Here is a 12,738-nt window from a genome sequence, read left to right on the forward strand (position 1 = left end):
TTTTGAATAGCTAAAAAGTATTTAGTTAGTAAGTTGTTTCTACCTATGGTAAAATACATGTGTTTATTATTTTGAGAGAATCAGAGGGGATATTATGACAGCAGATGAAAGATTTATGAAGAAGGCCATTGAACTTGCAGCCCTTGCTGTGGAGCATGGCAATGAACCTTTTGGCGCAGTTCTTGTAAAAAATGGAGAAATCGTATATACCAATGAAAATCAGATATACACTGCCACGGATCCTACATTCCATGCAGAAGCAGGACTGATACGGAGATTCTGTAAAGAGACAGGCATCATGGATTTAAGTGAATACACTATGTATTCCAGCTGTGAACCATGTTTTATGTGCTGCGGTGCTATGGTATGGGTGAAGCTGGGAAGACTGGTGTATGGAGCTTCTGATGAGGATCTTTGTAAGATTCTGGGAGAAAAAGGAAATTTATGTACAGATCTTATATTTGAAAGATCACCCTGGAAACCGCAGGTAACATCGGGAGTTATGAGAAAAGAAAGTCTGGAAGTTCTGGAAGAGTATTTTAAGTCACACAGAAAAGGATGAGGTCCGGCGATTTTGGTTCTTATAATAAAGAAAATGGATGGCAGTAATCTGTCGGTTTTGACAGAAATTTAACTCTAGGCATTTTTTCTTTTTTGTTGTATCATAATAAACGAATATGCCTGTGTTTCAGCAGGCGGCACAATGATCGAAAGGGGATGGGACTGTGAGAAAGAGAATGCTCTTTGTTTTTAACCCTAAGGCAGGAAAAGGAAAAATCAAGGCACACCTGCTTGATATTATTGATATTTTTAACAAAAATAACTATGAGGTGCTTATTCATTCCACCCAGGGACCAAAAGATGCTTATGAAAAATCAAAAGAGTATGCAGATCAGGTTGACCTGATTGTATGCAGCGGCGGAGACGGCACCCTGGACGAAGTGGTAACCGGTATCATGGAAATGAAAAGTGCTGTTCCGATCGGGTATATTCCGGCTGGAAGCACCAATGATTTTGCCAACAGTCTTTTTATGCCGAAAAATATGGCAGAGGCTGCCTCCATGATCATGGAAGAAGAACTGTATCACTGCGATATTGGAAGATTTAACAGCCAGACCTTTGCCTATGTGGCAGCATTTGGTCTTTTTACAGATGTATCTTACGAAACAGACCAGGATCTGAAGAATATCCTCGGCCATGTGGCCTATGTTCTGGAAGGGGTAAAGCGTCTGTTTGATATTAAATCCTACCATATGAAAGTAACTTCAGATGAAGTTCAGGTAGAAAATGATTTTATGGTGGGGATGGTCACAAATTCACGGTCTGTAGGAGGTTTTAAAAATCTTACAGGTAAAAATGTAGATATGAATGACGGGCTTTTTGAAGTTACCCTTATTGTAAAACCCAAAAATCCTCTGGAGCTGCAGGAAATCATGACTGCGCTGGTAATGGCAGAGGATAATACAGATCTGGTATATTCTTTTAAAACAGGAAAGATCACAATAGAAACAGAAGAACAGGTACCCTGGACTCTGGACGGAGAATTTGGGGGGAACCAGACAAGAGTGGAAATCGAAAACCTTCACAAGGCACTGAACCTGTATCTGAAAAGTACAAAGAAAAATTAAGTGAAAACACAAAACATAAAGGAGAAAGGCAATGTCAGACTATACAAACGTAAAAGAACTCTTTGGATGTGATGTATTCAATGATTCTGTTATGCAGGAGAGACTTCCCAAGAAAGTGTATAAGGAATTAAAAAAGACCATAGAAGAGGGAAAAGAGCTTTCCATGGAAATTGCAGATGTGGTTGCTCATGAAATGAAAGAATGGGCAATTGAAAAAGGAGCCACACATTACAGCCACTGGTTCCAGCCGCTGACAGGTGTGACAGCAGAGAAGCACGATGCATTCATTACTGCGCCAATGGAAAACGGAAAGGTTCTTTTAAGTTTTTCCGGAAAAGAACTGATCAAAGGCGAGCCGGATGCGTCCTCCTTTCCTTCCGGAGGTCTCCGTGCCACTTTTGAGGCCAGAGGCTACACTACCTGGGACTGTACTTCACCGGCCTTTGTGCGCCATGACGCAGCCGGCGGTATTCTCTGCATTCCTACTGCCTTTTGTTCCTATACAGGGGAGGCACTGGATCAGAAAACCCCTCTTCTTCGTTCCATGGAAGCAGTAAATAAACAGGCGCTTCGTCTGATCCGTCTTTTTGGAAACACAACTTCCAAAAAAGTTACTCCTTCTGTTGGAGCCGAGCAGGAATACTTTCTGATCGATAAAGAGAAATGGCTGCAGAGAAAAGACCTTACTTATACAGGAAGGACTTTATTTGGGGCAATGCCTCCAAAAGGACAGGAAATGGATGACCATTATCTTGGAACTATACGTCAGCGGATCTCTGCATATATGAAAGAAGTAAACGAAGAGTGCTGGAAGCTGGGAATCACTGCCAAGACGCAGCACAATGAGGTTGCTCCGGCCCAGCACGAGCTTGCGCCTATTTATGCGCCGGCAAATATTGCGGCAGACCATAACCAGATGATGATGCGCATCCTGAAAAAAGTGGCAAGCCGTCATGGAATGCGTTGTCTGCTTCACGAAAAACCCTTTGCAGGGGTAAATGGTTCCGGTAAGCACAATAACTGGTCTCTGACAACAGACGATGGAATCAACCTTCTGGAACCGGGCAAAACCCCTCATGAAAACGTTCAGTTTCTTCTTGTGCTGACATGTATCCTGAAAGCAGTGGATACCCATGCAGATCTTCTCAGAGAATCTGCCGCAGACGTTGGAAATGATTACCGTCTGGGAGGAAATGAGGCGCCGCCGTCTGTAATCTCAGTATTTTTGGGAGAACAGCTGGAGGATGTGCTGGAACAGCTGATCAGTACCGGTGTGGCAACACACAGCAAAAAAGGCAGCAAACTTCATACCGGTGTAAAAACACTTCCTGATTTTATGAAGGACGCTACAGACAGAAACAGGACTTCTCCCTTTGCCTTTACCGGAAACAAGTTTGAGTTCCGTATGGTTGGATCCAGAGATTCTATTTCCGAGTGTAATGTTGTGCTGAATACGATTGCGGCTCAGGCGTTCAAAGAGGCCTGCGACCGGCTGGAGGCAGCTCCGGACTTTGCACTGGCTGTCCATGATCTGATCAAGGAATATGCCACTGATCATCAGAGGATTGTATTCAACGGCAACGGTTATGCTCCGGAGTGGGCAGAGGAAGCAGAGAGAAGAGGTCTTCCGAATCTTCCTTCCATGGTGGACGCTATCCCGGCGCTTACAACAGAGAAGGCAGTAAGCCTGTTTGAAGAATTCCATGTATTTACAAGAGCAGAGCTGGAATCCCGTGCAGAGATCCAGTATGAAATTTATGCAAAAGCCATTAATATTGAGGCAAAGACCATGCTGGATATCACTACAAAACAGATCATTCCGGCGGTGATCAAATATACAACGGTACTTGCCCAGTCTATTAATGCAGTCCGTGCGGCAGCGGCAGTAGATGTAGGTGTCCAGACCTCCCTTCTTGAGAAATGCTCCAGCCGTCTGTCTGAGACAGATAAAGCAATGGGTGTTCTGGCCGATGCAGTTGCTCATATCGGCGATTATCCGGAAGGAAGAGAACGTGCGGTATACTGCAGGGAAAAGGTGGTAAAAGCAATGGAAGAACTCCGTAAACCAGTGGACGAGCTGGAAATGCTTGTGGACAAAGAAATGTGGCCAATGCCTTCCTACGGAGATCTGATATTTGAAGTCTGACAAAATCAGGAGAAAAGAATGGAAGAATTAAAATTTCTGGAGGAACAGAAAGTCTCTCCGGCGCTGATCCGCCAGATTGAGACATTCCGAAATACATATGGAACAGCAGAGGAAGCAGTACACAGGATCGTGAAGCCTTCCATTCCTTTTTATGGAAAAGATATCCTGGAGATGGCTATTGCAGGTCTTCTCCAGGGAGAAAATCTTCTCCTTACAGGACCTAAGGCTACGGGAAAAAATATTCTGGCAGAAAATCTTGCTTATATTTTTGGAAGACCTTCCTATAATGTTTCTTTTCATGTAAATACAAACAGCGGTGATCTGATCGGTACCGACACTTTTATAGATAATGAGGTGAAACTGCGCAAAGGAAGTATCTATCAGTGTGCGGAATACGGAGGTTTTGGAATCCTGGACGAGATCAATATGGCAAAAAATGATGCGGTGTCTGTGCTTCATGCCACTTTGGATTACCGACGGTCTATTGACGTGCCGGGATATGACAGGATAGAGCTGCATCCGGCAGCAAGATTTATTGGTACCATGAACTATGGATATGCCGGAACAAAGGAACTGAATGAAGCACTGGTATCCCGTTTTATGGTTATTGATATGCCGGCCCAGACAGAAGAATCTCTGAATTTTATTTTTGAAAGGATGTTTCCGAATGCACGCAGGAAAGCAGTGGAACAGTTTATCGGCGTGTTTCTGGATCTCCAGCTGAAAGCCCTTAACAGTGAAATATCTACCAAACCATTGGACCTGAGGGGGCTTCTGGCCGCTATGAAGATCGTAGACACAGGACTGACTCCCTGGAAGGCTGTTCAGATGGGCGTGGTAAATAAAACCTTTGATGTTTTTGAAAAAGAGATCGTGGAGGATGTAGTCCGTACCAGAATCCCGGCAGACTGGACAAGAGAGGACGTCTATGAATAAAGAAGATGATCTGGAAATTGACGACAGCCGTTTTGAGCTGGGAAACAGGATCAGGAATCTTCTCTGGACTGTCAGCGGAGATTATGGGCTTTCGGTAAAACCGGATATTTCCCTTTTTTTAAGATCCGGAGACATTGCTCTTTATGACGGGATCAAACAGGGTGCGTTTGCCAGATATTATGACCGGGATGCTATGGGAATGTACCTGGTAAAAAAAGTGTTTCTTCAGGCGAAGGAAAGTGAACTTACACTGATCGCTCAGCTTTGTATCGAAGAAGCAGTAGGAGAAAAAATCTGTCAGGAGCGTCCTGGAGTACGGTCTATGCAGAAGCAGGCTTTTGAAGATATCCTGGATCAGGAATTTGAGGAAATGCCTGATCCGGGAGATCTTCTGGCAAGACTGAAGATCGCGGTGTTGCGCAGAAGGCTGGACGGAGAAGATTTTCGGGTGGAAAAACGCCTGCGTCCGTATATGGATCTGATCCTGCGCGCAGAAAAAGCAGAGGATACCATGGAACTGATCCGGATTGTGGATGAGCTTTACAACAGGCTGGCAGATCCCCTGTTTGAAAAGCTTCACGGAAATCTGGAACGGGTGCTTGCGGTTACCTTAAAAGAACTGACGGAATACTCCTGGGAGGATTTTCTTACGGAGGAGCTTTATGAGGATGCTCTGGAAAGCTATGTGGAACAGCTGACCGGGCAGATTACCGGAATTGAAGATACATCTGTTACAGACGCCATGGAAGAAAAGCGTCAGGCAAAGCATAAGATAACAGTGGTGTCACAGGAAGCTCTGGAAAAGGCGCATACTTATGTGGAGTTGAATTACGGAAAAACTTATCTTACAGAACTGGAAGAAAAAAGGATGAACCGTCTGATGTGTAAAGGCGTCCATGGAGACTGCAGCCTTTATTTTACAGAGGGAATTCTGAAAAATCCTGTCAAAAGAAACTATCAGTATGAATATGCGAAGCGTCTCCGGAATAAAAACATCTGGCTGTACCATGACAAGCACAGGATCGTGAAGCACAATATTGCGGAACTGACAGATATGCTGCGGAAATCACTGGTTTTGAGAAGCGAAGAGCAGGTTGTACTTTCTGACAGAGGAACTATTCTTCCGTCCCGCTTATGGCGTATTGGAAGAAGCAGCGAGGCAACTGTGTTTCAGAGAGAACTGAAAGCAGATGCGGCGGATTTTGTGGTAGATGTCCTGATCGATGCCAGCGGTTCGCAGATGAGCCGTCAGGGTGAGGTGGCTCTTCAGGCATATATCATCAGTGAGGCTCTCAGTAATGTGGAAATCCCTCACAGAGTAATGAGTTTTTGTACCTTCTGGGATTATACGATCCTTCACAGGTTTCGAGAATATGATGATCCCCGTACCGAAAACGACAATATATTCAATTATGTGACTTCCTCCAACAACCGTGACGGACTTGCCCTGAAAACAGCAGGGTATGGACTGCTTCAGCGGGAGGAAGAGAAAAAAATCCTGATCGTACTCAGTGACGGAAGACCTTATGATGTGATCGTCAACCGTCCCAATGCCAGAAACCCCAAGCCTTATCAGGGAAGTATGGCAATCTCCGATACAGGGACAGAAGTACGGCGGCTCAGAAATCTGGATGTCAGTGTGCTGGGTGTATTTGCAGGAGAAGAAAAAGACCTTACTACGGAAAAGAAAATTTTTGGCAAGGATTTTGCTTACATTCGCGATATCCGAAATTTCTCGAAAATTGTAGGGAGATATCTGAAAAGACAGATGGAAGTATAAAAGCAACCTGATAGAACGTAAAGCATTATAGTTCTGTTCAGGTTGTTTTTTCGTGAAAAAATATTTAAAAGCAACAGAAACAAAAGGTTTTTTGTAAAAAAATATGGAAAAAGCAAAAAAACAATTGAATATTTTTGTGAAATCAGATATAATGTGAAAATGCAATAAAGGGCTGAAGCGGAATCTGGAGAAGTCCTATTTTTTTTACCGGTCATGTCCGCTGAACATGGACAGATGTTTACACTAAAGTGATAAAAGAAAGAAATAGACGTACTTTTTTTATACTGATTCCAAAAAACAAAAAATAAAGAAAAGTATCCCTGATATTGTCAGAAAAAAGAAAAAAGGAGTGTATTTACGTGGGAAAATACGTTACAAAGCGAGTTCTCCTTGCCATTGTCACCGTTTTTATTGTATGCGGCATTACATTTTTTGCCATGAACGCTATTCCAGGCGGTCCTTTTGACGGTGAAAAAGCGCTTTCTCCGGAAGTAAAAGAAGCATTGGAGAAGAGATTCAATCTGGACAAACCGGTTCCTGAGCAGTTTGTTCTTTATATGAAGAACCTTGCACATGGAGATTTTGGTGTTTCTGCCAAAACCGGACGTGACATTAAGACAACAATCTTTGAGTCCTTTAAGGTATCAGCGAAGCTGGGAGGAATGGCGATTCTGACTGCTCTGGTACTGGGGCTGATTTTCGGAAGTCTTGCAGCTCTTACAAGAAATCATCTGCCTGACAGGCTGATCATTTTCTTTTCGACCTTATTCACGTCGCTTCCAAGCTTTGTGTTTGCCTCGCTTTTACTGTTGGTATTTTGCGTTACTTTGAAATGGGTGCCTGTATGGAGCCCGGACAACCAGAACTATCTGCTTCCGGTGATCGCGCTGGCTGCTTACCCGATGGCATACATAACACGTCTTACCAAGAGCAGTATGCTGGACGTGCTTGGACAGGATTATGTCCGTACTGCAAGAGCCAAGGGTGTATCTCAGCTGAAGACTATCTTCAAGCACACATTGAGAAATGCTCTGATCCCGGTTGTTACCTATGTAGGTCCTATGACAGCATCTATCCTTACAGGAAGTCTTGTTGTGGAAAAAATCTTTACCATCGGCGGACTTGGTGCAAAGTTTGTAGAGGCCATCACGAACAGAGATTATCCTCTGATCATGGGAACTACTATTTTCCTGGCAGTTCTGATGGTAACAATGAACCTGATCACGGATATCGTCTACAAGATGATCGACCCGAGAATTAAACTGGATTAAGGAGGTAACTACGTGGATAACACCAGTAAGAATCTGGATGAAATGCCGAAAAAATCGCCATTGAGCTTCCAGATTGATTTGAAAAAATTTGAAAAAGCAACGGATGAAGAGAAAAAACAGCAGGACGTTATGAGCGAGTCCACCTCTTTCTTTAAAGATGGTATGCGGAAACTCAGAAGAAACCCGCTGGCTATGGGAAGTATCGTAGTATTGATCCTGATCATGGCTATGATCTTTATCGTACCGCATATTGTTCCGTATTCTTATTCTCAGATCATTACAGTAAACGGAAGAAGAGATAAGACAGCTTCCAATATGGCTCCTTTTGAGTATTCACAGCTGGAGCAGAAATATATGGAAGAAGGCGGAAAGGTCTTCCCTCATATTATGGGAACAGATGAGATGGGACGTGACTACTTTGTCCGTGTTATTTACGGAACCAGAGTATCCCTGGCAGTTGGCCTTTTTGCCAGCATCATCGTACTGATCATCGGTGTTCTTTATGGAAGTATCTCGGGATACTTTGGCGGAAAAGTTGACCTGGTAATGATGCGTATTGTGGATATTATTTATTCCCTTCCGGACATGCTGATGGTAATCCTGCTTTCCGTGGTGCTCCGTGAGACACTGAAGGTAGATAATATTGCCTTTCTTCAAAAACTGGGACCAAACATGATCTCCATGTTTATTGTATTTGGTCTTCTGTACTGGACCGGAATGGCGCGTATGGTACGAGGACAGATCCTGACCATCAAGCAGAACGAATATGTTCTGGCTGCCAAGATCAGCGGCGCGAAATCAGGACGTATCATCCGGAAACATATTCTTCCGAACTGTGTCAGTGTTATCATTGTAGCAGGCGCACTTCAGATTCCGTCAGCTATTTTTACTGAGAGTTTCTTAAGTTTTATCGGTCTTGGTGTACAGGCGCCAATGCCTTCTCTCGGTTCTCTGGCAAATGCAGGCCGTGCAGGTCTGACTGCTTATCCTTATAAGCTGATCTTCCCTGCTGTTATGATCTGTCTGATCACACTTGCATTTAACTTACTGGGCGACGGCCTCCGCGATGCCTTTGACCCGAAACTGAGGAGGGACTAAGATGAGTGAGAATATACTTTCAGTCGTAGACTTAAATACCTCTTTCCATACAGACAGAGGAGAGGTCATGGCGGTAAACGGTGTTTCCTTTAATCTTGACAGGGGTAAGATCCTGGGAATTGTAGGAGAGTCCGGTTCCGGAAAAAGTGTTACCGCTTATTCAATTATGCAGATCCTCGAAAAGAACGGAAGCATCAAAAAAGGCCAGGTTCTTTATAAAGGAGAGGACATTACAAAATTTACAGAAAAACAGATGCGGGAATTCCGGGGAAAATGCTGTTCCATTATTTTCCAGGATCCTATGACCAGTCTGAATCCGGTGTTCACCATCGGAAATCAGTTAAAAGAAGCCATTGAGCTTCACACACCGCGTAAAGGCAAAGAAGCTATGGACCGCGCTGTGGAGATGCTGACTCTTGTAGGTGTAAATGAGCCGGAAAAACGTGTGAAACAGTATCCATATGAGCTGTCCGGCGGTATGCGCCAGCGTGTGATGATTGCCATGGCTCTGGCATGCGAACCGGATATCCTGATCGCAGATGAACCGACTACTGCGCTTGATGTTACAATTCAGGCACAGATTCTGGAACTGATGCAGAGCCTTCAGAAAAAGCTGGGAATGGCGATCATTATGGTTACTCATGATCTTGGAGTAATTGCAGATATGTGCGATGAGATCATTGTTATGTATGGCGGCCGTGTATGCGAGAGGGGAACGGCAGAGGATATTTTCTATCGTCCTTCCCATGAATACACAAAGGGACTCCTGAAATCAATCCCAAGTGTAGACCGTATGGGTGAAAAGCTTGTTCCTATTCCGGGAACGCCCATCAACCTTTTGAATATGCCTAAGGGCTGTGCATTCTGCCCGCGCTGCGAAAATGCCATGAAGATCTGTATTGAGGAGATTCCGCCGGAAATGCAGATGCCGGACGGTCATTTCGCTTCCTGCTGGATGAATGTGAAGAAACAGATGGAGGCACAGAGTAATGAGTGAAATGAAGAAAAAAAGTGAATATCTGGTTGAGGTCAATAACCTGAAACAGTATTTTCCCATAAAGACCGGTTTTATGAAGACAACTCCACTGAAAGCAGTGGATGGTGTATCTTTTAATATTAAAGCCGGAGAGACACTTGGCCTTGTAGGAGAGTCCGGCTGCGGAAAAACAACCGTAGGACGTTCTCTTCTTAGATTATATACTCCTACCTCCGGAGATGTGTTCTTTGACGGAGAAAGAGTAGACAAAAACAGCATAGGCCATATGAGAAAACAGATGCAGATGGTATTTCAGGATCCATATTCTTCACTGAATCCACGTATGACTGTAGAGGATATCATCGGAGAGCCTCTGGACGTACACAAACTGTACTCCGGCAAAGGGGAACGCCGTGACCGTATCCTTGAACTTATGGAACTGGTTGGTCTGAATGCCGAACATGCAACCCGTTATGCACATGAGTTCAGCGGCGGTCAGCGTCAGCGTATCGGTATCGCCAGGGCTCTGGCAACGAATCCGCGTTTTATCGTCTGTGACGAGGCAGTCAGTGCCCTGGACGTTTCCATCCAGGCACAGGTTATCAATATGTTTGAAGAACTTCAGGAGAAGCTTGGCGTGGCATACCTTTTTATTGCCCATGACCTTCTGGTTGTTCATCATATTTCTGACCGTATTGCAGTTATGTATCTGGGACGTATTGTAGAAATTGCAGATGCAGATGATCTGAATGCGTCTCCGATTCATCCGTATACACAGTCTCTGTTAAGTGCAGTTCCGTATCCAGATCCCAAAATGGCAAAAGAACGTCAGCGTATTATTCTGGAGGGAGATGTTCCAAGCCCTCTCAATATGCCGAAGGGATGTGCATTCCGTACAAGATGCAAATATGCCACGGAACGCTGTGCACAGGAGTGTCCGACACTGACAGACAGAGGCAATGGACACATGGTAGCCTGCTTCAATAAATAAAAGCAAGGCATAAAACCATAACAAAGGGAATACAATTACCGTGCAGTATTTGTGTGGTGTTTGTATAAAATACAGTGAAAACTGTAAAAAAATCCAGATAGGAGGAATTTTTTATGAAGAAGAAACTTGCAGCACTGGCTCTGGCATCAGCTATGGCAGTGACCACCGTAGGGGGGGCAACTGTATACGCTGCTGAAGAGCACGGACCATCCAGCGAAGCAGCTCCGGCATGGGAAGCTTATAACGCACGTATCGCTGAGATCAGAACAGAGACAGATCTGGCTAAACGTGAGGCGCTGATGCATGAGGCAGAGGACGAGCTTATGAACACATGGGCAGTTGTTCCGCTGTACTACTACAACGACGTGTACATGCAGAAAACAGATGTAGAGAACATCTACTGCAATCTGTTCGGCTTCAAGTATTTCGGATATGCAAAAACTCCGGACAACACTTTAAGCCTTCAGGTTGCAGCTGAGCCGAACAAGCTTGACCCGGCTCTGAACTCTACAGTTGACGGTGCATGCCTTGCAATCCTTGCTTTTTCCGGTCTGTATTCTTATGATGCAGAGGGACAGCTTATTCCGGAACTGGCAGAAAGCTATGAAATGAGCGAAGACGGACAGATGTATACGTTCACTTTAAGAGACGGACTGAAATGGTCTGACGGCGAAGAGCTGAATGCAGAGGATGTTGCATACAGCTGGAATCGTCTTGCCAATCCGGAGACAGGTGCTGACTATGCTTACCTGACAGACATCATTGCAAAGAATGATGACGGAACACTGAAGATCGAGGCTTCCGAAGACGGAAAGACATTTACTGTACATCTTACAGCTCCATGTGCATACTTCCTTGATCTGTGCGCATTCCCGGCATTCTATCCGGTACCGCAGCAGAATGTAGAGTCTGCAGAAGGCGCTGCTGAGAACCCGGGTGCATGGTGCGTTGAGTCCGGATTTGTTACTTCCGGTCCGATGACCTGTACAGAGTGGAAACACAACGAGTCCATGACTTATGAGAAGAACCCGAACTACTTCAGAGCAGATGAAGTATCTCTGGACAAGATCCAGTTCATGCTTAGTGCTGATGATACAGCAATCTGGAATGCATTTGAGGACGGATCCCTTCAGTTCATCGATACTATTGCAACAGATATGATGGCAACAGCAAAAGAAAAAGAAGAGTATCATAATGTTCCTACACTGGGAACCTATTATTCAGGATTTAATGTAAACAGCGAGCTGTTTGCAGGCAAGACTGTACAGCAGGCTGCTGACATGAGAAAGGCTATGTCTCTTCTCATCGACCGTCAGTACATTGTTGACACCATTGCACAGGCTGATCAGGAAATTGCTAATACTTTCATCCCGACAGGAATGGGAGACGGCAACGGCGGTGAGTTCCGTGTAAATGACGATGCTTATACCTATCCGATGGAAGATGTAGTTGGATACTTTGATCCAAGCCCAGAGGCTTATGAAGCAAACCTGGAGGAAGCAAGAAAGCTTCTTGAAGGCGCTGGATATCAGTTTGACGAAAACGGCATGCTTTCTGCAGATACTCCGATCAACATGACTTACCTTACAAACGATGCAGAAGGCAATGTTAAGATTGGTGAGTCCATTCAGCAGGATTTTGCAGCAATCGGTATCAACGTAACTGTTGAGACACGTGAGTGGTCTGTATTCCTTGACGAGAGAAAACAGGGCAAATTCGACTTCTGCCGTGAGGGATGGCTTGCAGATTACAACGACCCGATCAACATGCTTGAAATGTGGGAGACAGAATCTGGAAACAACGATATGCAGTTTGGAAGATAATCTGGATTTCATATAAGTAAAAAAGAGGCAGTGCTTTCTTTCTGACCGATACAGAAAGAGAGGGCTGCTTCTCTTTTTTTTATAAAGAT

The 12,738-nt window shown here is 44.5% G+C and carries 10 protein-coding genes; all 10 read left to right on the plus strand.

Annotated elements, in window-relative coordinates:
• The first annotated feature begins 94 nt into the window (after nt 1–94).
• Nucleotides 95–562: a nucleoside deaminase gene (locus RDS42_RS06695; RefSeq protein WP_308782951.1), complete on the plus strand. Its 468-nt coding sequence runs from the start codon at nt 95–97 to the stop codon at nt 560–562.
• A 163-nt stretch (nt 563–725) separates the two neighbouring features.
• Nucleotides 726–1,628 carry a YegS/Rv2252/BmrU family lipid kinase gene (locus RDS42_RS06700; RefSeq protein WP_308782952.1) on the plus strand — a complete coding sequence of 301 codons (903 nt, stop codon included), beginning with the start codon at nt 726–728 and terminating at the stop codon, nt 1,626–1,628.
• Between the two features lie 31 nt (nt 1,629–1,659).
• A complete protein-coding gene (locus RDS42_RS06705; RefSeq protein ID WP_308782953.1) occupies nt 1,660–3,774 on the plus strand; it encodes a glutamine synthetase III in 2,115 nt (704 codons plus the stop codon).
• Between the two features lie 18 nt (nt 3,775–3,792).
• A complete protein-coding gene (locus tag RDS42_RS06710) occupies nt 3,793–4,710 on the plus strand; it encodes a MoxR family ATPase (RefSeq protein WP_308782954.1) in 918 nt (305 codons plus the stop codon).
• Nucleotides 4,703–6,490 (plus strand): nitric oxide reductase activation protein, encoded by a 1,788-nt coding sequence (locus RDS42_RS06715; RefSeq protein ID WP_308782955.1) that lies wholly within the window; start codon nt 4,703–4,705, stop codon nt 6,488–6,490. Before RDS42_RS06710 ends, RDS42_RS06715 begins: the two co-directional genes overlap by 8 nt.
• Nucleotides 6,491–6,849: 359 nt before the next feature.
• On the plus strand, nt 6,850–7,761 hold the full coding sequence (locus RDS42_RS06720) for an ABC transporter permease (RefSeq protein ID WP_308782956.1): 912 nt from the start codon (nt 6,850–6,852) through the stop codon (nt 7,759–7,761).
• A 42-nt stretch (nt 7,762–7,803) separates the two neighbouring features.
• The gene (locus tag RDS42_RS06725) at nt 7,804–8,859 is read left to right on the plus strand and encodes an ABC transporter permease (RefSeq protein ID WP_308782960.1); all 1,056 of its coding nucleotides are present in this window, start codon (nt 7,804–7,806) and stop codon (nt 8,857–8,859) included.
• A 1-nt stretch (nt 8,860) separates the two neighbouring features.
• Nucleotides 8,861–9,856: an ABC transporter ATP-binding protein gene (locus RDS42_RS06730; RefSeq protein ID WP_308782957.1), complete on the plus strand. Its 996-nt coding sequence runs from the start codon at nt 8,861–8,863 to the stop codon at nt 9,854–9,856.
• On the plus strand, nt 9,849–10,826 hold the full coding sequence (locus tag RDS42_RS06735) for an oligopeptide/dipeptide ABC transporter ATP-binding protein (RefSeq protein WP_308782958.1): 978 nt from the start codon (nt 9,849–9,851) through the stop codon (nt 10,824–10,826). The genes RDS42_RS06730 and RDS42_RS06735 overlap by 8 nt, the downstream gene beginning before the upstream one ends.
• 113 nt (nt 10,827–10,939) lie before the next feature.
• On the plus strand, nt 10,940–12,649 hold the full coding sequence (locus RDS42_RS06740) for an ABC transporter substrate-binding protein (protein WP_308782959.1): 1,710 nt from the start codon (nt 10,940–10,942) through the stop codon (nt 12,647–12,649).
• Nucleotides 12,650–12,738 lie beyond the last annotated feature (89 nt).

It is taken from the genome of uncultured Blautia sp. (genome assembly GCF_902497045.1).
Classification (GTDB): Bacteria; Bacillota; Clostridia; order Lachnospirales; family Lachnospiraceae; genus Blautia_A.

Excerpts from the sequence above, each read along its gene's own strand:
- RDS42_RS06695 (WP_308782951.1), top strand. The coding sequence starts at position 95 with ATGACAGCAGATGAAAGATTTATGAAGAAGGCCATTGAACTTGCAGCC.
- RDS42_RS06705 (WP_308782953.1), top strand. The coding sequence starts at position 1,660 with ATGTCAGACTATACAAACGTAAAAGAACTCTTTGGATGTGATGTATTC.
- RDS42_RS06710 (WP_308782954.1), top strand. The coding sequence starts at position 3,793 with ATGGAAGAATTAAAATTTCTGGAGGAACAGAAAGTCTCTCCGGCGCTG.
- RDS42_RS06715 (WP_308782955.1), top strand. The coding sequence starts at position 4,703 with ATGAATAAAGAAGATGATCTGGAAATTGACGACAGCCGTTTTGAGCTG.
- RDS42_RS06725 (WP_308782960.1), top strand. The coding sequence starts at position 7,804 with ATGCCGAAAAAATCGCCATTGAGCTTCCAGATTGATTTGAAAAAATTT.
- RDS42_RS06730 (WP_308782957.1), top strand. The coding sequence starts at position 8,861 with ATGAGTGAGAATATACTTTCAGTCGTAGACTTAAATACCTCTTTCCAT.
- RDS42_RS06735 (WP_308782958.1), top strand. The coding sequence starts at position 9,849 with ATGAGTGAAATGAAGAAAAAAAGTGAATATCTGGTTGAGGTCAATAAC.
- RDS42_RS06740 (WP_308782959.1), top strand. The coding sequence starts at position 10,940 with ATGAAGAAGAAACTTGCAGCACTGGCTCTGGCATCAGCTATGGCAGTG.